Annotated in this window: 20 protein-coding genes; 10 read left to right on the top strand and 10 right to left on the bottom strand. The window is 50.6% G+C overall.

Going from position 1 to position 20652, the window contains the following annotated elements; genetic code table 11:
• Positions 1-52: 52 nt before the first annotated feature.
• A complete protein-coding gene (gene ftrA / locus D8682_RS02085) occupies positions 53-1072 on the top strand; it encodes a transcriptional regulator FtrA (RefSeq protein WP_202914396.1) in 1020 nt (339 codons plus the stop codon).
• Between the two features lie 70 nt (positions 1073-1142).
• Positions 1143-1517 (top strand): RcnB family protein, encoded by a 375-nt coding sequence (locus D8682_RS02080; RefSeq protein ID WP_064547066.1) that lies wholly within the window; start codon positions 1143-1145, stop codon positions 1515-1517.
• A 132-nt stretch (positions 1518-1649) separates the two neighbouring features.
• Here D8682_RS02080 and D8682_RS02075 read toward each other — a convergent pair whose 3' ends face one another.
• Positions 1650-1943, bottom strand: a complete 294-nt coding sequence (locus D8682_RS02075; protein WP_064547068.1) for a hypothetical protein — start codon at positions 1941-1943, stop codon at positions 1650-1652.
• A gap of 69 nt (positions 1944-2012) precedes the next feature.
• Positions 2013-2933: a DUF2157 domain-containing protein gene (locus D8682_RS02070; RefSeq protein ID WP_121813373.1), complete on the bottom strand. Its 921-nt coding sequence runs from the start codon at positions 2931-2933 to the stop codon at positions 2013-2015.
• A gap of 119 nt (positions 2934-3052) precedes the next feature.
• Between D8682_RS02070 and tam the strand changes: the two genes are divergently transcribed.
• Complete coding sequence (gene tam / locus D8682_RS02065; protein WP_121813372.1) at positions 3053-3826, top strand: trans-aconitate 2-methyltransferase; 774 nt, start codon at positions 3053-3055, stop codon at positions 3824-3826.
• A 74-nt stretch (positions 3827-3900) separates the two neighbouring features.
• Here tam and D8682_RS02060 read toward each other — a convergent pair whose 3' ends face one another.
• On the bottom strand, positions 3901-4341 hold the full coding sequence (locus D8682_RS02060) for a multidrug/biocide efflux PACE transporter (RefSeq protein WP_064547074.1): 441 nt from the start codon (positions 4339-4341) through the stop codon (positions 3901-3903).
• A 102-nt stretch (positions 4342-4443) separates the two neighbouring features.
• On the opposite strand from D8682_RS02060, the gene D8682_RS02055 reads away from it, so the two are divergent.
• On the top strand, positions 4444-5307 hold the full coding sequence (locus D8682_RS02055; RefSeq protein WP_121813371.1) for a LysR family transcriptional regulator: 864 nt from the start codon (positions 4444-4446) through the stop codon (positions 5305-5307).
• A 98-nt stretch (positions 5308-5405) separates the two neighbouring features.
• On the opposite strand, the gene D8682_RS02050 is transcribed toward D8682_RS02055, so the two are convergent.
• The gene (locus D8682_RS02050) at positions 5406-7367 is read right to left on the bottom strand and encodes a U32 family peptidase (RefSeq protein WP_121813370.1); all 1962 of its coding nucleotides are present in this window, start codon (positions 7365-7367) and stop codon (positions 5406-5408) included.
• A gap of 285 nt (positions 7368-7652) precedes the next feature.
• On the opposite strand from D8682_RS02050, the gene D8682_RS02045 reads away from it, so the two are divergent.
• Together D8682_RS02045 and D8682_RS02040 are read left to right on the top strand one after the other, a co-directional pair.
• Positions 7653-9587 (top strand): bifunctional diguanylate cyclase/phosphodiesterase, encoded by a 1935-nt coding sequence (locus D8682_RS02045; RefSeq protein ID WP_121813369.1) that lies wholly within the window; start codon positions 7653-7655, stop codon positions 9585-9587.
• Positions 9588-9693: 106 nt separating this feature from the next.
• Entirely contained in the window at positions 9694-10860 is a 1167-nt protein-coding gene (locus D8682_RS02040) for a benzoate/H(+) symporter BenE family transporter (protein WP_064547082.1), read from the top strand.
• On the opposite strand, the gene D8682_RS02035 is transcribed toward D8682_RS02040, so the two are convergent.
• On the bottom strand, positions 10840-11712 hold the full coding sequence (locus tag D8682_RS02035; protein ID WP_064547084.1) for a helix-turn-helix domain-containing protein: 873 nt from the start codon (positions 11710-11712) through the stop codon (positions 10840-10842). The genes D8682_RS02040 and D8682_RS02035 overlap by 21 nt on opposite strands.
• Before the next feature lie 178 nt (positions 11713-11890).
• Here D8682_RS02035 and D8682_RS02030 point away from each other — a divergent pair, with 178 nt between their 5' ends.
• Positions 11891-12796: a DMT family transporter gene (locus tag D8682_RS02030; protein WP_064547086.1), complete on the top strand. Its 906-nt coding sequence runs from the start codon at positions 11891-11893 to the stop codon at positions 12794-12796.
• 34 nt (positions 12797-12830) lie between these two features.
• Here the strand turns inward: D8682_RS02030 and D8682_RS02025 are convergent, their stop codons facing one another.
• The gene (locus tag D8682_RS02025; RefSeq protein WP_121813368.1) at positions 12831-13502 is read right to left on the bottom strand and encodes a DUF3313 domain-containing protein; all 672 of its coding nucleotides are present in this window, start codon (positions 13500-13502) and stop codon (positions 12831-12833) included.
• A 195-nt stretch (positions 13503-13697) separates the two neighbouring features.
• On the opposite strand from D8682_RS02025, the gene D8682_RS02020 reads away from it, so the two are divergent.
• Entirely contained in the window at positions 13698-14090 is a 393-nt protein-coding gene (locus D8682_RS02020) for a VOC family protein (RefSeq protein WP_121813367.1), read from the top strand.
• Here the strand turns inward: D8682_RS02020 and tehB are convergent.
• Both tehB and tehA read right to left on the bottom strand, forming a co-directional pair.
• Positions 14087-14674 carry a tellurite resistance methyltransferase TehB gene (tehB, locus tag D8682_RS02015; protein ID WP_273694545.1) on the bottom strand — a complete coding sequence of 196 codons (588 nt, stop codon included), beginning with the start codon at positions 14672-14674 and terminating at the stop codon, positions 14087-14089. The genes D8682_RS02020 and tehB overlap by 4 nt on opposite strands.
• Position 14675: 1 nt before the next feature.
• The gene (gene tehA / locus D8682_RS02010) at positions 14676-15665 is read right to left on the bottom strand and encodes a dicarboxylate transporter/tellurite-resistance protein TehA (RefSeq protein ID WP_121813366.1); all 990 of its coding nucleotides are present in this window, start codon (positions 15663-15665) and stop codon (positions 14676-14678) included.
• A gap of 121 nt (positions 15666-15786) precedes the next feature.
• Between tehA and ydcK the strand changes: the two genes are divergently transcribed.
• A complete protein-coding gene (ydcK, locus tag D8682_RS02005) occupies positions 15787-16716 on the top strand; it encodes a YdcK family protein (protein WP_121813365.1) in 930 nt (309 codons plus the stop codon).
• On the opposite strand, the gene rimL is transcribed toward ydcK, so the two are convergent.
• Positions 16701-17294, bottom strand: a complete 594-nt coding sequence (gene rimL / locus D8682_RS02000; RefSeq protein WP_121813364.1) for a 50S ribosomal protein L7/L12-serine acetyltransferase — start codon at positions 17292-17294, stop codon at positions 16701-16703. The two genes, ydcK and rimL, sit on opposite strands and share 16 nt — an antisense overlap.
• A 181-nt stretch (positions 17295-17475) precedes the next feature.
• Between rimL and hpxO the strand changes: the two genes are divergently transcribed.
• Entirely contained in the window at positions 17476-18633 is a 1158-nt protein-coding gene (gene hpxO / locus D8682_RS01995; RefSeq protein ID WP_121813363.1) for an FAD-dependent urate hydroxylase HpxO, read from the top strand.
• A gap of 208 nt (positions 18634-18841) precedes the next feature.
• On the opposite strand, the gene D8682_RS01990 is transcribed toward hpxO, so the two are convergent.
• Positions 18842-20497, bottom strand: coding sequence for a glucan biosynthesis protein D (locus D8682_RS01990; protein WP_121813362.1), 1656 nt, complete (start codon positions 20495-20497; stop codon positions 18842-18844).
• Between the last annotated feature and the right edge of the window lie 155 nt (positions 20498-20652).

Here is a 20652-nt window from a genome sequence, read left to right as displayed (position 1 = left end):
AGTGGTGAGATCTCACTATAGAGCGCAGCGTGTAGCTTGACGTATGGCAGAAATGACAGATAACGTGAAGATCATGACAATCGTTCGGGATACACCTTTGCAAAACCCTCTTGTTGTTGCACTAGCGTATGACGGCCTGTGCACCTTTGAATTTGGTGTGGCAGTGGAAGTGTTTGGCCTGCCGCGTCCGGAAATGGGCGATAACTGGTATCGATTTGCGGTGGCGGGTATTGAACCTGGTGAACTCAGAGCGACCGGTGGCATTCGCCTGGCGGTGGATGGTGGGCTTTCTCTGCTGGAACAGGCCGGAACCATTATTGTACCAGGCTGGCGCGGTGCCGACGCACCGGTTCCCGAAGAACTCTGCACAGCATTACGTGCGGCACATTCGCGTGGCGCACGGATTATGTCGATTTGTTCCGGTGTGTTTGTGCTGGCAGCCAGCGGTTTGCTCAATGGATTACAGGCCTCAACGCACTGGCGTTATACCGAAAAGCTGCAGCAACGTTATCCTGATATTCAGGTGATGCCGGATGTGTTGTATATCGATAATGGCTCGGTGCTGACATCCGCTGGCAGTGCCGCAGGCATTGATTTGAGTTTGCATCTGGTGCGGCGTGATTACGGCCAGTTTGCCGCCAACAGCGTGGCACGCAGGCTTGTCGTGCCGCCACATCGCGTCGGCGGCCAGGCGCAGTTTATCGAACAACCGATACCTGCGGCTTATGAAAGCCAGCGCCTCAGCCCGCTATTTGATTTTTTGCAAAGTCATCTTGCCGATGAGCATACCGTTGAGTCACTGGCGGCGTTTATCGGCATGAGCCCGAGAACTTTTTTGCGCCGTTTTGCCGCGACTACCGGCACCACACCCTCACGCTGGTTGCTGAACATGCGCCTGACACGCTGCCGTGATTTACTGGAAAGCAGCACGTTGTCCATCGACGACATTGCTGAGCGTGTCGGCTTTGGCAGTGCCGCCACATTGCGCCATCATTTCCGCGCTAAGCTGTCGACCACTCCCGCGGCATACCGCAAAGCATTTACTTCAGGTAACGAAAAAATGATTACTTGACGCTAAACAACGTGATAGAGATAACGGCATTATTTTATTAGTTCAGCAGATGAATTTATCTGGAGTAGATATGCGTAAATTGAATGTGTGGTTTTTTTCTGCGGCCCTGATGGCCGGTTCTTTACCTATGGCGTTGACCGCTCAGGCAGCAGATGCTCCGGTTGCAACTCCTGCTGCAGAGGCTCCGGTTGCGGCCCCTGCACCACAAAACTCTTATGAAATCACCGAGTTCCATGCCGATTATAAGCCATTCAAAATTGGCGACATCGTACCGGATCTGTACCGTACTAAACCCTATCAGATTGATGCCTGGAAAATCAGAAACCTGCCAGCCCCGGAAGCGGGTAGCCACTGGACGTACATGGGCGGCAACTACGTGTTGATTAGCGACGCGGAAGGGAAAATTTTACGCGCTATGAAAGGTGAGATTTTTTATCAGCACTAAGTAACCGCAGAACAAACCGAGACTGATGCTAAACCTTTTCGTAGGTCGGATAAGCGCTAGCGCCATCCGACAACACCTGTCTAGTGACCCCGGTAATCCACCGGGGTTTTCTTTTATCAGGCAGGCAATAGTTTAAGCACTGCGCATGGTTTTAATCTTCGAGTAACCGTACTCAAAAATCATGTCAGTGGTACACATAAAGACAATCACATCGCCCGACCCGCACTCTTCCAGAGTTTCGTTTAACTCCGTATCAAACTCTTTTGACAACTGCGGCATCAGCATCTGCATATCGCCTGGATAGTCCTCATCTTCGTCTGCTGGCATATCTTCAATTTTTGAACCGCGCACCACATAAACCAACACGTTTTTGTCGTTGAACACGATTGGCGCACGCAGATGCTTGCCCGTAGGATGCTTAGCCATTTTGTTACCCTTTTGCTAATAGCCGAAATTTGGCGCTATCCTCGCAAAAGATGAGGAGAAAAGACAGTCTCAGTGTGACTTTCCCGCTTCCCCCACTCGCCAAATTCTCTCGGCATAGCGCCCGACAAGCGCCAGTGAGATGGCCAGTAACAGAAAGAAAATCACCTTATTGGTGCCGTCCCAGAACAGTTCGAAATAGCGCGTGTAAAGATTAATCCCGAGGAAGGTTAACCCAAAACCTCGCAGCATGCCGTCGTCGGTTTTCAGGCTAATCCAGATACACGCCAGTGCCGCGAGCGCAAACAGCAGCGACCAGTGCAGCAGTTCAATTTGGCGCACGCTCTGCCAGATATCGAAGTCGTAATTGCCAAAGATCGACAAAATCCATAACGCGATAAACAGATACAACAAGCCCATCGCTTTGCTGGTGTTAAACAGATTTCGCTGCTGCAAGAGGGGTTTCAGTAAATAGCAGGCTGCCAGCAGGCAAAACAGCCAGATTAGCCCCGAACGCCCCAGATAGCCGATGGCGCCATAGATTGCGCAGCCGAGCAAGAACAGTGGCGCGACGTTACCGCTGCCGGTGTCGAGTGCCATGCCGACCTGGGACAGGCATAACGCGGTGAACAACACGCCCATAAACAGAATCGCTTCGTTGCTATAGCGCTTTTCAGGCGTGATTTTTTGGCGACGAAAACTCCAGAAATATAACCCGGCGGAAATTAACGCCAGAATAATAGCGCGAGTGAAGTAGCCAAAATTGAACAGCAACGCCATCAAATATTCGTCGGCGACCAGGCTTCCGATAGCGATAATGGCGCAGGCCAGCGCAATCCAGAAGGCGTAACGGCTCAGGTGCTGCCAGTCAAAAAGCTGTAGCGAAAGATTTTGTTGCAGGCGCTGTTGCTCGGTTTCATCTATCACCCCTTCTTCGCGCCAGCCTTCAAGCGTATGCCGGATGACTTTTTCCTGCTTGCGTGTCACTTTCATTACGGTTTTCCTTACCTGGTTTGATCGACTACGTTACAACAGTTTGGTGTAATCCAGGATATATACAATTTCCTAAAGCATCACATCGCTCAATGCAATTTTAGCCTCAGGAGAAGCCCATGCGAGACTGGAATCCCGCCCTTTATTTGCAGTTTGAAGCAGAGCGCACCCGCCCGGCAGCCGAGTTAGCCGCCCGCATCCAACACCCTGCCGCGCAACACATAGCTGATTTAGGCTGTGGCCCAGGGAACAGCACCGCGTTACTGCGCAAAGCCTTTCCACGTGCAAGCGTGACGGGGGTCGATAACTCTCCGGCAATGCTGGAAAAAGCCCGCGCGGCACTGCCTGATTGCCAGTTTGAAAATACTGATGTGGCGCACTGGCAGCCCACAATAAAACAAGATGTGATTTATGCGAATGCGTCTTTGCAGTGGTTAAGTGACCATGCTCAGTTGTTCCCGCACCTGGCGGCACAACTGGCGGATAACGGGGTTTTAGCGGTACAGATGCCGGATAACTGGCAAGAGCCGACACACACCTTGATGCGCCAGGTGGCGGCTGAACTAGGGTACGGAGATTCCGGACGTGAGGCGTTGTTATCCTCCCAACAATATTACGATTTGCTGGCGCAATCAGGTTGCAGCGTGGATATCTGGCGCACCACCTATTTCCACGTCATGCCGTCTGCGCAAGCAATTATTGCCTGGCTCAGTTCGACCGGTTTGCGTCCGTACCTCGCCAAACTCGATAACATTCAGCAGCAGGCATTTCTCGAGCGTTACCACGCGCTTTTACAGCAAGCCTATCCGCCACAACACGATGGCAATGTGCTGATGTTGTTCCCACGGCTGTTTATTGTGGCGCGCAAAACAGGCGGTATCGCGCTTTCGTAGGTCGGAAAAGCGCAGCGTCTTCCGACGAAACTGGCGTAAATGGTGGATGACGCTAGCGCCTCCCGCCATTTGCACTATTTTGTGGAAGCCGCCTGCGGCTGAAACCAGCGGCCACGCAATGTGTCATAGCCCCAGTTATAAATTACGCTATACGGCAGGAAGAACAGGAAGAAACCAATCTCGACCATAAACGCCTGCAGCAATGAAATGTTGAGCATCCAGGCGGCGAGCGGCAGGCCAATCAAAATAAAGCCTCCTTCAAAGCCCAGCGAGTGGGCGATGCGCAGCGGCAGCCGACGCTTTTCCCCTACCGGGAAAAACTTATCGAACCCGGCGTTATAAATCATGTTCCAGACCATAGCGACGGTAGACAGCATGATGGCCAGCGCCCCCATCTGGAATAAGGGCTTGTTCAGGATCCACGCCGCCAGCGGCGCACAAATCGCAATGGCGATCACTTCAAAACCCACCGCATGCACGACGCGCTCGGCAAATGTTCTTTTTTGAGACTGCATAAAACTCACTCCAGAAAAATCAAGCAATATGGCTATGCGGCGTATTATCATCGCTATTACTGATAGACTGAAGTTAGTAACCATCGATAAAAGCGATAGATAATGAAATATTCTCCCGAATCCCTAGAAGCCTTTTTGCAGGCAGTCGAAACCGGATCGTTTTCTGCAGCGGCACGTAAGCTCAAGAAAAGCCAGTCGACGGTGAGTGCTGCGATTGCCAATCTGGAAGCCGATTTAGGGGTGATTTTGTTTGACCGCCAAAGTCGCCAGCCCACGTTAACTGCGCAAGGGCAACATGTTTTGCCGTACATCCAGTCAATTATGGTGGCCAGCGAGCGGCTGAATGAAGTCTCGGTACGCCTGGCGGGCGATGTCGAACCGCGTCTGAGTTTCGTGCTGTCTGATGTGTGGCAAACCGCACACCACGAGTCAATCCTGCAACGTTTTTCGCAACGCTTTCCGGATATCGAGTTTGAATGTTTGATTGCCGAGGATGAAGACGTTATCGACCTGATTCAGATTGGCCGCGCCCACGTTGGCGTATTGCGTGTGCAGCCACGTTATCCGGTGGATGTCACGGTGGCTCGTTTGCAGGTCGGTGCTGAGATGGCGATTTTTATTCACCGCCAGCATGAGTTAGCCCGCTTGCCTGCCGTCGAGATGGACACCCTGCAAACCGTGCGTCAGCTCAGTTTGAGTACTTTTACCGACCCGACGCGCAACAAAAGCGGCGGCCCGACGTGGTCGTCACCGTCATTACTGATGCTGCTGGAGATGGCGGAGCAAGGTTTTGGTTGGGGGATTTTGCCGCGCTGGCTGGTCGAGCAGTTTGGTCACGATGTTTTGCAAGAGTTGCCGGTTGCAGGCTGGCCGCAGCGTATTGACGTGGATGTGTTGTGGTCGAATAAAACGCCACCTGGGCCCGCAGGGCGCTGGATGATTGACCAGTTGCGGGCGCAGAGTTAAGCAGCCAATGTCGGATGACGCTTAGGCTTATCCGACCTACAAAACCATTGTAGAATCAGTCACCCAGGTCGGATAAACGCAGCGTCATCCAACAATGTTTATTTGCGTTTCGGCATCGTCTTCAATAAGTCGTCTGGGCTAATGGACGCCACAATCTCGCTGCCCGGCAAAGGCATTTTGAGAATGTGATTCTTCATTTTGCCAATCACGTGCATTTCGCACGGCTTGCAGTCAAATTTAAGCGTCAGCACTTCATCCTGATGCACCAGTTGCATGGGGGTGGCTTTCCAGCTTTTCACCGAACCTTTTGCCTGTTTCGGGCATAAGTTGAAGGCAAAACGCAGACAGTGTTTGGTTACCATCACCGGCACTTCGCCCTTTTCTTCGTGCGCTTCATACGCCGCATCAATCAATTTCACGCCGTAACGCTGATAGAACTCACGCGCTTTGTGGTTGTAAACGTTGGCCAGGAAAGTGAGGTGTTCATCAGGGTAAACTGGCGCAGGCTCACTCACCGCTTTACGGCTGCCGCGTTGGTACTGCTGCAAACGCGCTTCGCTCAGTTCGTCAATAGCTTCACGGCGCAACTGGTTAAGCTGGCTATTGGGAATAAACAACGCGGCAGGCAAATTCAGGTCAACTTTGCGTGCCTGGTACATGGTTTGCCCCAGTTTCGCCAGGCTGTCACGCAGGCTGCCGTAAGCCTTTTCTGGGTTGTTCGCCACTTCGAACTGCCCTTCCAGCGTTTTACTGACGCTCACACCTTCTTCACTGGTAATCGTCAGAACCAATTGTTCCTGCCAACCGCTTAACTCCATATCTACCGCAATCCGGCGTTCGCTGGACGTTTTCGTCAACGCCTGCTGCCAGTTATGGTCAAGGTTACGGTTCAGAGGATGGTTCGGACGCACATTTTTCAGGGTTTCCGGCATTTCGTTTGGCCAGACGCGGTACTGATTTTTACCGGTTTTCTCTACGGTATTAGCACGGAAACCAACGATTTCACGTTTAATCAGCACGTTCAGGCCATCGCCGTTGGTCAATGAATCGCTGACATTCACATCAAGGAAATCTTTGCCGACTTTCAGCACTTCGCCCACTGGCAGGCCGATGTATTTCGGTGAATCAAACGCGCCGATATCGATTTTGCGCTCGTTAACGAAATAGTCGGTGCTACCACGGTGGAAAGTTTTGTCCGGCGAAGGAATAAAGAAATGCGAGGTCACGCCCGAAGAAGCACGAACCAGATCGGTGCGCTGCTCCATTAATTCATCCAGCAACTGACGGTAATACGAGGTGATGTTTTTCACATAGCTCATATCTTTGTAGCGCCCTTCTATCTTGAAGGAACGCACACCAGCATCGACCAACGCCGCCAGGTTGGCGCTCTGGTCATTGTCTTTCATCGACAGCAGATGTTTTTCATAGGCCACCACGCGGCCCTGATCGTCTTTAAGTGTGTACGGCAAACGGCAAGCCTGGGAGCAATCACCACGGTTTGCACTGCGCCCTGTCTGGGCGTGGGAGATATTACACTGCCCGGAATACGCCACACACAACGCACCATGAATAAAGAATTCAATGGTGGCATCAACGTTTTCGTGGATAGCGCGAATTTGTTTGAGGTTCAATTCACGCGCCAGCACGATTTGCGAGAAACCCACATCAGAAAGGAATTTCGCTTTTTCTACACTACGAATGTCGCACTGGGTGCTGGCATGAATTTCAATCGGCGGCAGATCCATTTCCATCACGCCCATGTCCTGCACAATCAGCGCATCGACACCGGCCTGATACAGGTCGTGGATCATATGACGAGCGGGTTCGAGTTCGTTGTCATGCAGAATGGTGTTGAGCGTAACGAAAATTTTCGCCCCATAACGATGGGCAAACGGCACCAGTTCTGCAAGGTCTTGCAGGCTGTTACCGGCATTATGGCGAGCGCCAAAGCCAGGCCCACCGATGTAAACCGCATCCGCACCATGCAAAATGGCTTCACGGGCAATGGCGGTATCACGGGCAGGACTGAGTAATTCGAGATGATTGGCGTGCAGGCGCATAGTGAATTTGTTTTCTGTGTTATGGGCGAAAGGCGGCCATTGTAGTCAGATTGGGCACGTATGCAAAGAGCTGCGCAACCCATAGAAAATGGTGCATCCGCCTCCTCCGCTGCGATTTTTTTCCTCCAGGGCTTAACACACGCAGTAATAACACTGAATTAGCTAAAGATGCTGTACTAGATATTGATATAATTTATACTCACAATGGAAATAATTACCATGAGTTATCATATTAGGTCTGTTTATGTGGGAGCTAAATGAATGACAGAGTTAAGATAATTGAAAATGACAAAAAACCTCGAACACTCAAAGCTCTATCAATCAGAAGGTGTCCGGTTGCTCTACAGCAACTCATTACCCGGCATTCTGATTACCTTTATTGCGGCCACTACCCTTGCCTTCACTTTCACCAATAATAATCTGCATGCAAAAGTCATCTGGTGGCTGGTGATGACAGCTATTCTCGCCGTTCGAGTTGTTGATACACGCATGTGGTTAAAAAGCACCCCAGAAGGCAAAAGCAGAAAGAGTTGGACCATGCGGTTTTCTTGCGGATGTTTGCTCACCGCGTTGATGTGGAGCTTGTATGCGGTCATTTTCTACCAACAATTTTCTATCGAAGAACTCAGCTCTACCAATGTGATTCTGGCCGCCATGGCCGGAGGCGCAACCAGCATTCTTTCCGCTAATTTCATGCTTGCTTCGATATACAACATTATTATCCTGATACCAATGTCAGTTTTGCTCATGATGCAGCCCGAACAATATAAAATTAATCTTGGCGGTCTGGGGATTTGCTTCACGATAATAATGATCATCTCGTCAGCACGTTCCGCAAATTATATTAAAGAAGCCATTTTGTTACGTTACAGAAACAAAAAACTGGTCTCACGCATGGAAGAAACTATCCGCATCAGGACTCAGGAAGTTTATGAGATCTCGAATAAAGATTCGTTAACCCGTTTATACAATCGCACAGCGTTCTTATCTGCCGTCGAACGTGTAGAGCAAGATTTCAACCAACACCATATAACAGGCTTTGCCATCTTTTTTATCGATCTGGATGGTTTTAAAAATATTAATGACACGCTCGGTCATAATGCTGGCGACAACGTATTAGTGAATATCAGTGAGCGGCTAAAAAGCTGTAATGCCGCTGACACGCTAATGTGCCGCTGGGGCGGAGATGAGTTTATCTTGCTGGTAAAAGAAAACCGACATCAGACGATCCGCGCGCTGGCGCAAAAAATTACCGCCACCCTTTCTCAGCCCATAGATTTAGGCGACCAAACCATCACCCTCAACGCCACCATTGGGATTTCAGTGTGCCCGGAACATGACACCTCAGTCACGCGCCTTATCCAACTGGCTGATATCGCCATGTATTCGCAAAAGGGCAAATATCCGGAGCGCATGGCTTTTTATAATCTCAATCTGGAACACAATCTGCATCGTAAAATCATGCTCAACGAGGCGTTAAAATGCGCACTTGAGCGCCAGGAACTGCGTCTGGTGTATCAACCCATTGTTGATTCCGCTGGCCAGATTGTCAGCTTTGAAGCCTTACTACGCTGGCATTATCAAGACCAGGAAATCTCGCCTGTTGAATTCATTCCCTTGCTGGAACAAAGCGGTCGCATTGTCGAAATCGGCAGTTGGGTTCTGGAAGAAGCCTGCAAAATGTTGGTGACGCTGCGCCAGGGCCACGCCGAAATCTGCATGTGCGTGAATATTTCTCTGATTCAGTTTTACGATAAAGATTTTGTGAATAACGTTAAGCAGGTTATCGAACAGCAGGCTATTCCCGGGCATTTGCTGCACCTGGAAGTGACGGAATCGATCTTCCAGTCTGAACAAATGCAGGTTAACCATAAAGTGAGTCAGTTGCAGAAGTGTGGTGTGAAATTTTCCGTCGATGATTTCGGGACCGGTTATTCAAGCCTTTCTGTTATCCAGAATATGAATATCGATTACATTAAAATCGACCGTTCATTTATTCAACACATCGAAAACAAAGGCTTGTCTATTGTGCAGGCGGTGATGGATATGTCTAAAACCCTCAACTTCCGGGTGATTGCTGAAGGTGTCGAAACCGAGACACAGCGCCATATGCTGGAACAGTGTGGCATCCCATATATGCAGGGTTACTTCTTCTCGCGCCCAATGGAACGCCAGGATGCGCTGGCTTATCTCGGAGATGCTTCGCATAAGTCGGAATAACGCAGCAACATTCGAGAATACGATCTTGCAGATTTTTCAATATCATCCGGTCTGTTGTTAACGGTTTGTAATGCTATAGTTTGCCGTCAACAATAAGGAAGATATGATGCGCTCGATTTCGATTCCGTTACCGACGGTGCTGACCGGTTTTGTTGCCGTATTAGTCGGCTACGCAAGTTCCGCAGCGATCATCTGGCAGGCCGCTGAGGCCGCGGGTGCTAACACCATGCAGATCGCCGGTTGGCTGACAATGCTGGGGATTGGCATGGGTATCAGCACCCTGGTACTGACAATTTGGTACCGCACGCCGATTCTCACCGCCTGGTCAACGCCAGGTGCTGCGCTGCTCGCCACCAGCCTGCCTGGGCATTCGCTAAACGAAGCCGTTGGCGTCTTTCTTTTCTCCTCGTTGTTGATTCTGCTGTGTGGTGCGACCGGCCTGTTCGCCCGCTTAATGCGCCTCATCCCTTCAACACTCTCCGCCGCCATGCTGGCGGGAATTTTGCTGCGCTTTGGCCTCGATGCCTTTACTTCATTGCAGGGCAATTTTTTGCTTTGCGCGAGCATGTTGCTTGGCTGGTTGTTGGCAAAAGCATGGGCACCGCGTTATGCCGTTGTGGTCGCCATGGTTATCGGTCTGTTGGTCTGTGTGATGAGTGGAAATCTGCAAAGCGGCAGCGTGCCTGTGGCGATGGTGATGCCTGAGTTTACGGCTCCGCATTTTTCACTCAGCAGCTTGCTGGGTATCGGTATTCCGTTCTTCCTCGTCACGATGGCGTCACAAAATGCGCCCGGTGTCGCTACGCTAAAAGCTTCGGGTTATGACGTTCCCGTCTCACCTTTGATTGTCGTGACTGCCGCTATTGCTCTGCTGCTGGCACCGTTCGGTGTGTTTTCAATCTGTATTGCTGCAATCACTGCCGCAATTTGCCAGGGTTCCGAAGCTCATCCTGATCCGGCAAAACGCTGGCTTGCCGCCGCAGCCGCTGGGGTATTTTATTTACTGGCCGGTATTTTTGGCGGCTCGATAACCACATTACTCACCGCACTCCCGGTGGCTTATATTCATACCCTGGCAGGTTTGGCATTGCTGAGCACCATCGCCGGAAGCTTGTTTCAGGCGTTAAACCACGAACGGGAGCGCGATGCCGCGATAGTGACATTTTTGGTCACCGCGTCAGGCGTCAGTTTGTTGGGCGTGGGTTCTGCTTTTTGGGGACTGGTAGCGGGTGGAATCTGTTACGCGCTGTTCTCACTTTCCCGCCGCGCGTAGTTGCGAAGGTGTCACACCGATTGTGGCTTTAAAGCGATTGCTGAAATGGCTTGCCGAGCTAAATCCGCAAGCCATCGCAATATCGGTCAACGTTAACGGGCTGTTTTTCACCAGCGCTTCGGCGCGTAACATGCGCCGCTGCATCACATACTGATGCGGGGCAAGTTGTGTCGACTGCTTGAACATGCGCGCAAAATGAAACTCGCTCAAACCCGCTTCTACAGCCAGTTCAGTCAGGGTTAAAGGTTCGCTAAGATGTTGTTCAATGTACGCCTGGATATTGCGTAACACCACGGGAGCCAGCCCGCCACGCACATTCGGCAAGCGCCACTGCACATTGCTGTAAGTCTGCACCAGGTGGGTGAGCAACAATGTCGATGCGGTGCTTAACATCAAATGATTTGCCTGTTGTTGCCAGTCGCTGCTCAATAAAAAGTGGCGATATAACTGCGTAATGCGCGGGTCATCACTGAAGATTTTCTCATCGAGCTGGATAGCCGCCGGGCTGCGATCCCAGATTTGCTCGGCAATATTGCGCAGATGCTCATCAGTACAATACAGATGCACAAACGAAAAGTGATTGCGGATATCCCAGGTCGTTTCGCTCTCTTTTGGCATCAGGCAAAAACGGTCCGGCCCGCCGCCATTCTTCCAGCCCGCCGAGGTTTTCTGATAGGTTTCGTAGCCCTCATTCACATACATGCTCAAGGTATGGTGATCGCTGCATTGTGTCACACGATCGAGGCTGTTTGACCACGCCGAGAGTTGAATCCCGGAGCCTAGCTGCACGTTATCTTCCAGCACCGCGTTGTGCTGGCGAAGATTTTCAAATGCGTGATACGGCTGGGTCATAACGGGCGGCCATCAAAGTTCAGGAGTCACAGTTTAAGTAGTGCGCGAGCCTGTTACCAGCCATTAACAATCCCTCCGGTAAAAAAAACCGCAAGAATATGCAAGCGCCGCAACTGCATGAAAGCATCTGCCCGCGCTTTCTCTGATACTCCCGCCATCCGTTTCGGGAGATAACAACATGAATGCGTTACTTTATATTTTGGTGGTAGTGATTTGGGGTACAACGTGGCTAGCCATTTATATGCAGCAAGGCGTGGTATCCGTACCCGTTTCTATTTTCTGGCGTTTTGCCGTGGCGGCGATAGTGATGCTGGTGGTGCTGAAGGCATTGGGGCGCTTGCGTCGTATCAGTCTGCGCGACCATCTGTTCTGTATGCTGCAAGGCGGCTGCGTTTTCGGCTTTAACTTCGTCTGCTTTTATCATGCCGCCGCGTATATCAGCTCCGGCCTGGAATCGGTAATTTTCTCCATGGCGGTACTGTTTAACGCCGTGAATAGCATGATTTTCTTCCGCCAGCGCCCGCACAAAAACTTGCTGCCAGCGGCGGTGCTCGGCATTTCTGGGGTGGTCGCCCTATTCTGGCATGACCTGGTCGCCACGCAACTGGCACCGTCGTTGCTGCTGGGGATCGGCTTAAGCGCGCTCGGTACTTTTGGTTTCTCGCTGGGCAATATGATCAGTACGCGCCATCAGCGCCGCGGGCTGGAGACTCTGTCCACCAATACCTACGCGATGTTTTATGGCACCGTGATCATGGGTGTACTGGCTCTATTGCGTGGGGATTCGTTTATGCCGGAGTTCACGCTACGCTATCTGGGTTCGCTGTTCTATCTGGCGATTTTCGGTTCGGTGATTGCCTTTGGTGCCTATTTCACGCTGGTCGGGCGTATTGGTGCCAGCCAGGCGGCTTACAGCACGCTGCTGTTCCCGTTAGTCGCGCTTAGTCTGTCAACGCTCTATGAAGGTTACATCTGGCACAGCAATGCGATTATCGGGCTGGTGATGATCCTGCTGGGGAATCTGGTGATGTTCTCGAAACCGGGGATGTTTAACTTGCTGACGTGGCGCAAACGCACGGTGTAAAGCGATTAAAAAGGGAGCCAGGCTCCCTTTAGATTCACGATTTCTGTTGAGTATCAAATGTTGAGGCATCTGTCGCCAGATCATCAATAACCTGTTTAAGCGTATCCAGCGTCATCTCCGTATTTTCATTGCTTAAATCTTCGCCTTCGCCTTTACGCACCACACGCATCACCGTTTTCTGCGTTGCCGCATCAATGAGTTCCGCCTCGAAATAGAGGTTGGTGTTCATAGTACGGTGGCCCGTCGCCGCTTGCGTACCTGCGACAACCAGCGCAATAGGCACCACTTCGTAGAATTGCAGACCTTCTTTAGAACTGTCTACTGCGGTGATGGCACCACGGAAGATCAGGCTGCGAGGGCCTGATGTCGCCACCAGTGGGATGCGCGCTTGGGCAGCACTCTTAAGTTTGGTATTGGTGTAGTTCAACAAACCGTCCAACACTTTCCTGCCAATTTGTGTGTTCGGTTGTGGCTCCGGGTAATAGGTGATCGGGTTATACACCAGGCTGTCGTAATTGCTCCCTTTATAGTCAGGGTCAACCCAACGCACGATAGTTCTGCCCGTGGTCGTTTCAGTTTTTTCCAGCCCAGAATAGTCTTTTAAGAATCCTGAATATTTTTCAGGTTCCGGTGTAGAAGAAGCACAACCCGCTAACGCTAATATTCCTGTAAGACAGACTACTTTTAAAAACATTGAAGTTTTCATTAATCCTCCGTTTAGATTGCATGTAAGCGAGCGCGTTATAGCAATAAAAAGGAGAATAATAAGCGGTGAAAAATGCTAATGAGTTTAAAACCAAACTTTTCAGAGTGAATTTTATTGCTACTCACAGATAAATAATAATTATTTTTGTATGTATAATCTAAAATACATAATTACGACAAATAATAAGGAATAAACATGATCCCTCATCTGCGCATTGCCCGACCAGTTACCGATCTTGCAGAAAGTAAAAAGTTGTATTGCCTCGGCTTAGGTTTGCAAGAACTGGGGAATTTTGATGAACATGATGGTTTTAGCGGCATCATGCTAGGGCGTAGCGATTTAAGCTGGCACCTTGAGTTTACTGTGTGCCACCGCCACCCGGTAGAACCTGCGGCTACCGTGGACGACCTGTTGGTACTTTATTATCCAGATAACATCCTATGGCAAAAAACCTGCCAGCAAATGCTGAATGCAGGTTTTTTAACCATTAATAGTTTTAATCCTTATTGGGATGTCGCCGGTCGTACCTTTATTGATAACGATGGCTATCGCACTGTGTTACAAAACCGCGCGTGGCCAATAGGTTAATTTTTGCGTGCCAACATAGTGGCGAAACGTAATTTAATACGATTACCTTGCTCGTCGGTCTTATGTAATTCACCGACATCTTCGTTATATTTAAGTAATTCCCAGCCCGCGTAATAATTGCGTAATTCACCTTCAGCAAAAGCAAATGGAAAACCGACAGTACAAGGGAAATCTTCGGTGTCCATGGCGGCAACGATTAAGTTATAGCCCCCTGGTTTGGTGCAACGCTGCATATTCGCAATTAATCGAGGAATGGTATCGCGTTCTAAAAACATCATCACTACAGTCGACAGGATAAAGTCGTACTCACCGTCGAACGCCAATGTGTTCAAATCAACCACATCGGTGATGATGTTTTTCAGCCCTTCTGCTGCAATAATTTTATTCAGGTTGCTGATACTCATCTGGTTTTTGTCCCAGGCGGTCACATCAAACCCTTTTTGATTCAGATACAAACTGTTGCGCCCGCTGCCACAACCGAGATCCAGCGTTTTACCCGGTGGGACGATGGTGACCGCATTCAGCACTTCAGAGTGAGTGCGGGTTAAACCATATTTCTCGGTGTAATAGTTTTCAGAAGCCATCTTAATTTGTCCTTTTCGTAGGCCGTTCGCTACGTAACAGTAATTTACCCTGGTAAAGCAAGGCAACCGTGCGCACCAGTAACAGACCGATAATAACATTAGTGAAAATAAACAGCGGCAGTGCGATGGCGCTAAAAAGCCCGTCATTACTGCTGTGGCTTAAATGCAGCGCCGTCGTCGCCAGGGCAGAAAGACCGAACGAGAAGCTCCAGAACGACGCGTTAAAGGGTTGCTTCAGATACCAGGGCATCAGGCGCAACATGAACAGCAATTGCAGCAGCCCGTAACCAAACAGCATTTTGGCGAAGAAATCCGCTTGCCCACCGTTGACACTCAGGTACGCATTGCACGCCACCAACGCCGGAGCAAGCTGGACACCAAGCGAGGTACGCACAGGGGTTGGTAACTCACCGCCGCTACGCAAACGTTGCAAAATAGCGGGCTCAAGACTTAACCAGGAAAATACCCCCGCCCCGAAGAATAAAATCCCCAGATCGTGATATCCCAGCGCTCCGCAAGCCATGGCGCTGATAAAATTATTTGCCACCGTCGGCAAATAAAGCCCTGGAGTGGTGTCAGCCGCCGGAAGCTTGCCCCGCCACATCCCCGCACTTTGCCATGCCGCGTAAGCCAGTTGCACCAGCGCGCCGAAGGCAAACAGCCCAGCAGCCAAAAAGCGAAAGTAAGGTTCCAGCGCGATAGAAACCAGCATCGTGGTTGCGGGGAATAAGCTGACAAAGCTCCCCTTTAGCGGGTGATTGATTTCTTCTACCACGCTGTGCGGATATTTAACCAGACGCACGATAAAAGCCACTGCTAACGCCAGCCAGATAGCCATCGCCAGGCTTTCCAGTGCATCGCCAATGGCAGGTGAAACTGACCAAATTTTGGCGGCATAACGCCACGCAAAGCCCATGCCGATGACACCAAGCACAATGCCAAAATACCCAGCCGGGAGATTGAGCATGGGACGGGTTACTGATTTATCCATTTATTTTAAATCTTAAAATTTAGTTTGGGTGCATTTTATGCGATGGCGCAGCAGAACACCACCAGGGGATTTACCTGCTACGTTTTAAACAGCGATTGAAACAAACACTGAGGCACATCGGATGAACAAGTATCAGCTAACGGGTGACGCACGTCTGCATGATTATCTGGTTGATGGCACAAAACAACAGGTGAAACTTTGGCAGGTGGTCGCACTTTGCGATTTCAGCGATGTTAAAGCCGGGCAACTTGGGGGCTGGATTGAAAACGAAGACAATCTCAGCCAGCAAGGCCACTGCTGGATTTATGGCCACGAAAGCGTGGTTTACGGTGGCTCATGCGTGACTGAGGATGCGCAAATTCATGGCAGCTCTACCCTTTGCCACCAGGCCCATGTCAGCGGTAAAAGCTTCGTTGAACAATCACTGATCAGCGGTGAATGCCGGATTTTCGATGCAGCTCGCATCCTGAACGGCAGCCAGGTGATTGCCGTTCGTGGGTTGACTGCCGACGACAATAAGTTGCTGCAAATTTACGGCAACGCCACCATAAACGCATCCCGCGTGGTACATCAGGCGCAAGTTTTTGGCAATGCCCTGGTCAACAATGCTTTTATTGAACACCGCGCCGAAGTCTTCGGCCACGCCATTCTTGAAGGCAACGACGAGAACAATATTTGGGTTTGCGACTGTGCGCGCGTGTTTGACAATGCGCGGATTATTGCCGGGCGCGGCGATGACCAAATCCCAACTATTCGTTACTCTTCGCAAGTTTATGGTAACGCGCTGATTAAAGGCGATTGTGTATTAAAACATCAGGTGCATATTTTCGATGATGCCACGCTTATTGGCGGGCCGATTCAGCTCGACAACAAGGTGAAAATCTACGGCCAGGCGCGCATTACCGGTAATGTGTTAATCGAGAATAGCGTGAACATTTACGATAAGGCGGCGGTCGATGGTCTGGGAGGCGAACTGATTCATATTCGTGGGATTAAGGATATTAACGGCGAACAACGCGTCACGCGCTCGCCATTTTATGGCGTGTATTGAGCCGAGCGGGAAAGGCTATCGCCCTGTTCCACGATTCGTCCGTAAATATTCTGGTCATAAAATACGCCGTTTAAAAACTCGGCCTGTTTCAGACAGCCTTCAAGCGTGAAGCCATTGCGCAACGCCACTTGGTTGCTGGCGGTATTACTGACGATGCACTTAATGACAAAACGGCGCACCATTCCTTCGCGGGAATATTTCTCAACCACGGCCTGTAGTGCGCGGGAAATAATCCCTTGCCCCTGAGCGTCTTTAGCCAGCCAATAACCGATGTAAGCCACTTTATTAGTGGGTTCAATCTGGTTAAACGAAATGACCCCAACCATTTTCTGCTGCTGAAATATCAGGAACATTTTCGCGTAACCGCGATGATGCAACAGGTAGTTGCCCTGCGCCATTTTGCGCGAATCCTCAACCGACAAAACATATTGCGGCCAATCCATCGCCATTCGCAGCCAGGCTTTATTCTTCTGCACCAGCGCAAAGATTTCATCCACGTAACGTTCGTGGATAGAGTGCAACGTAATGCTGTCGTCAATGTTAATCAGGTCGTCTTGCCAGTTATCGGAATCCCGCACGCTACCTCTCCTTCTTTGGTTTCTGTGGGAAATAATGGTGCAGAATAAATCTTTGCACCACCAGGTTTCCCCACTTTTGCACAATAGATTTGCCGCGCACCGCCTGCCACCGCAGAACTGAACGGTTTACCACGCTGGTATAGATATTGCTTAACATCTTTGTAACCCAAAGGAGACTCGGATGAAAGCGATCATAATTGGCGGCGGCATTGGTGGACTTTCAGCGGCAATTGCCCTGAAAAGATGTGGCATTGCAACGGAAGTCTATGAAGCGGTGAAAAAGATCAAACCCGTCGGTGCGGCGATTTCAATTTGGCCCAATGGCGTAAAATGCCTGAACTGGCTCGGCATGAAAGAGCAGCTTCAGCAACTCGGTGGGCCGATGGAATTTATGGCCTACAAAGAGTTTGTCCACGGCCAAACCCTGACGCGTTTTAGTCTCGATCCTTTAATCAAAAGCGTCGGCGAACGCCCCTATCCTGTGGCGCGGGCTGAACTGCAAGACATGCTGATCGATACCTATGGCCGCACAGATATTCAGTTTGGCAAACGCGTGGCTAAAGTCGAAGAATTTGATGGCGGCGTACGAGCGTATTTTGAAGATGGGCATATCGCGGTGGGCGATGTGCTAATTGCCGCTGATGGCACCCACTCCGTGATCCGCCCGTATGTTCTTGGTCACCAGACAGAACGCCGCTACGCCGGTTACGTTAACTGGAACGGTCTGGTGGAAATTGACGAATCTATTGCCCCGGCCAATCAATGGACAACATTTGTTGGCGAAGGAAAACGGGTTTCTTTAATGCCAGTTGCCGGTAATCGTTTTTACTTCTTCTTTGATGTTCCCCTTGAGAAAGGGCTACCAGAAGACCGCACCACCGTTAAAGCTGATTTAACGCGCTACTTTGCCGGTTGGGCTGAACCGGTACAAAAATTGATTTCCGCGATTAAACCCGACACCACCAACCGCATAGAAATTCATGATATCGAGCCATTTATGCAACTGGTGCGTGGGCGCGTGGCGCTACTGGGTGACTCCGGCCACAGCACCACGCCGGATATTGGCCAGGGTGGTTGTGCTGCCATGGAAGACGCAGTAGTGCTGGCCGTGGCGCTGCAAACCAACTCGTTAGGCGTGGAAGATGCCTTGCTGCGCTACCAGGAAAAGCGCGCCTGGCGCGTCAAAGATCTGGTACTCAAAGCGCGTAAACGCTGCGATGTGACCCACGGAAAGGATATGAACATCACCCACAACTGGTATGAGGAACTGAAAAGCGAAACCGGTGAACGGGTACTTTCTGGGATGCGTGAAACTATTCTTGGCGGGCCGCTGGAGTAGAGAGTGGGTGGCACCCTTTTGTCGGATGACGCTGCGCTTATCCGACCTACAAATGCTATGGTTTTACACTCGTTTGCCGGATGACGTTGCGCTTATCCAACCTACAAATGCTATGGTTTTACACTCGTTTGCCGGATGACGCTGCGCTTATCCAACCTACGAAAACCGTGCCCTGTAGGGGGTAAGTGCAAACGTCATCCACCATTTTTTACTTCATGATGCGGTCATCAACGTATTTACGTTTATCCGGTGCTGGCGGGAAGTAGTGATACAACCAGGTTTCACTGATGGCATCGCCCTGGCAACGCAGGAACATGCGCATATCGACCGGATCGGTTGAGTCGTCAGTTGGGTACCAGTCAAACAGAATGCGGTAACCGTTGAACGGCTCGACGTACAAAATTTCAATCTGCCTGGCTTCACCGTTAGACAGTGTGATAACCGGCTCGATCCCTTTCGGTGCTGCGTTTTTCAAATCACCACCGATAAAATCAATCGCGAAACGGCGTGACCATTTCTCCGGGAAATGCTCGCCTGGTGCCCAACCTTCCGGGAAACTCCCCATTCCGGTGCGTGTTGCGTAAACGCGCGCCAGCGGCGACTGGATTGGCGGCAAACCACTCCAGTACAAGCGATATTTGAACGACAGTTCATCACCCGCTTTCACCGGTTTTTCCGGCTGCCAGAAGCAAACGATATTATCCAGCGTTTCACCGGTAGTTGGGATTTCCATCAGGCCGATGGTGCCTTTGCCCCACTTGTTCAGCGGTTCAACCCACAGACTTGGGCGTTTGTTATACCAGCCCATAATGTCCTGGTAGTTGGCAAACTCATGGTCTAGTTGCAGCAAACCAAACCCTTTCGGGTTGTTGTCGGTGTAAGCATTGAACTGCAATTTCTGCGGGTTATTCAATGGACGCGTCACCCACTCGCCATTTCCACGCCACATCGCCAGGCGGTCAGAGTCGTGAATTTGCGGGTGGATGGTGTCGCACATCCGGCGTTCGTTAGTGCCACATGCGAACATACTGGTCATCGGCGCGATACCCAGTTGCTTAATATCTTCACGCGCATACAGATGGTTTTCGACATCCATCACCACACGTTCGGCTTCGCAGCTAATATTGAATTTGTAGGCTCCGGTGACGCTTGCGCTATCCAACAGAGCGTAGACCACAAATTTGCTGTCACCTGCTTTCGCGGTTTCAAACCAGAACGCGGTAAAGTCCGGGAACTCTTCCAGTTGGTCGGTATAGGTGTTGACCGCCAGCCCACGTGCAGACAAGCCGTACTGGTAAGTTTTATCTACCGCACGGAAGTAGCTCGCGCCAAGGAAGGAAACCACGTCACGACGCGCCAGTTCTGGCGATTTAAAGGCTTTAAACCCGGCAAAGCCAAGATCAATCTGGCCTTCAAGCTGTTTGGTATCTACGCCTGCATCGTTGTATTTGAACAGCTCAGGGCGGAAGTGAATTTCACGCGCCTGATGAGATGTGGCGTCAACAGAGAACATGCGTACCCGGCGGCGGAAGCCCATCCCCACGTGGAAAAACTGCACATCAAGCTGGCGGTTTTCAACGTTATTCCATAATGAATGGTCGGCATCATACTGAATGGCGTTGTAAGCCTGAGGCGTTAAGTTTGCCAGGGTGTCCGGCAACGGGCGCGGTTTGCCAACCCACGGTTTCTTCGACAGGTCGTGAGCCATTGACTGGAGCACAGAGAAATCGAACTCGGTGGTGCGACCATCGGCAATTTCAGACTCTGACGCGTAAGCGGCGCGTGAGAAGAGCGTGGCAAGTGAAGTTGTGCCGCTGACTGCGGCGAGAGCCATTGAGGCTTTGATAAAACGTCTACGGTTCATGCCTGAAAAATAGTCCTTCATTGTCGATGTGTTTGGTCCCACCAGGGGCAGAACAGCGGCAAAATCTAGACCGCACACTCTAGACAAAAATCACTGAAAAACCAATCAGAGACACAGACCTTTACGCAACGAATCACTAATTATTTCGTGATTTG

This window comes from Buttiauxella sp. 3AFRM03 (genome assembly GCF_003675305.1).
GTDB lineage: Bacteria > Pseudomonadota > Gammaproteobacteria > Enterobacterales > Enterobacteriaceae > Buttiauxella > Buttiauxella ferragutiae.
This window is presented reverse-complemented; position numbering and strand designations above follow the sequence as displayed.

Excerpts from the sequence above, each read along its gene's own strand:
- D8682_RS01990 (WP_121813362.1), bottom strand. The coding sequence starts at position 20,497 with ATGAACCGTAGACGTTTTATCAAAGCCTCAATGGCTCTCGCCGCAGTC.
- D8682_RS02025 (WP_121813368.1), bottom strand. The coding sequence starts at position 13,502 with ATGAAAACTTCAATGTTTTTAAAAGTAGTCTGTCTTACAGGAATATTA.
- D8682_RS02070 (WP_121813373.1), bottom strand. The coding sequence starts at position 2,933 with ATGAAAGTGACACGCAAGCAGGAAAAAGTCATCCGGCATACGCTTGAA.
- tam (WP_121813372.1), top strand. The coding sequence starts at position 3,053 with ATGCGAGACTGGAATCCCGCCCTTTATTTGCAGTTTGAAGCAGAGCGC.
- D8682_RS02075 (WP_064547068.1), bottom strand. The coding sequence starts at position 1,943 with ATGGCTAAGCATCCTACGGGCAAGCATCTGCGTGCGCCAATCGTGTTC.
- ydcK (WP_121813365.1), top strand. The coding sequence starts at position 15,787 with ATGAACAAGTATCAGCTAACGGGTGACGCACGTCTGCATGATTATCTG.
- D8682_RS02035 (WP_064547084.1), bottom strand. The coding sequence starts at position 11,712 with ATGACCCAGCCGTATCACGCATTTGAAAATCTTCGCCAGCACAACGCG.
- D8682_RS02060 (WP_064547074.1), bottom strand. The coding sequence starts at position 4,341 with ATGCAGTCTCAAAAAAGAACATTTGCCGAGCGCGTCGTGCATGCGGTG.
- D8682_RS02030 (WP_064547086.1), top strand. The coding sequence starts at position 11,891 with ATGAATGCGTTACTTTATATTTTGGTGGTAGTGATTTGGGGTACAACG.
- tehB (WP_273694545.1), bottom strand. The coding sequence starts at position 14,674 with ATGGCTTCTGAAAACTATTACACCGAGAAATATGGTTTAACCCGCACT.
- D8682_RS02045 (WP_121813369.1), top strand. The coding sequence starts at position 7,653 with ATGACAAAAAACCTCGAACACTCAAAGCTCTATCAATCAGAAGGTGTC.
- D8682_RS02050 (WP_121813370.1), bottom strand. The coding sequence starts at position 7,367 with ATGCGCCTGCACGCCAATCATCTCGAATTACTCAGTCCTGCCCGTGAT.
- D8682_RS02020 (WP_121813367.1), top strand. The coding sequence starts at position 13,698 with ATGATCCCTCATCTGCGCATTGCCCGACCAGTTACCGATCTTGCAGAA.
- ftrA (WP_202914396.1), top strand. The coding sequence starts at position 53 with ATGACAGATAACGTGAAGATCATGACAATCGTTCGGGATACACCTTTG.
- D8682_RS02080 (WP_064547066.1), top strand. The coding sequence starts at position 1,143 with ATGCGTAAATTGAATGTGTGGTTTTTTTCTGCGGCCCTGATGGCCGGT.
- D8682_RS02040 (WP_064547082.1), top strand. The coding sequence starts at position 9,694 with ATGCGCTCGATTTCGATTCCGTTACCGACGGTGCTGACCGGTTTTGTT.
- hpxO (WP_121813363.1), top strand. The coding sequence starts at position 17,476 with ATGAAAGCGATCATAATTGGCGGCGGCATTGGTGGACTTTCAGCGGCA.
- D8682_RS02055 (WP_121813371.1), top strand. The coding sequence starts at position 4,444 with ATGAAATATTCTCCCGAATCCCTAGAAGCCTTTTTGCAGGCAGTCGAA.
- tehA (WP_121813366.1), bottom strand. The coding sequence starts at position 15,665 with ATGGATAAATCAGTAACCCGTCCCATGCTCAATCTCCCGGCTGGGTAT.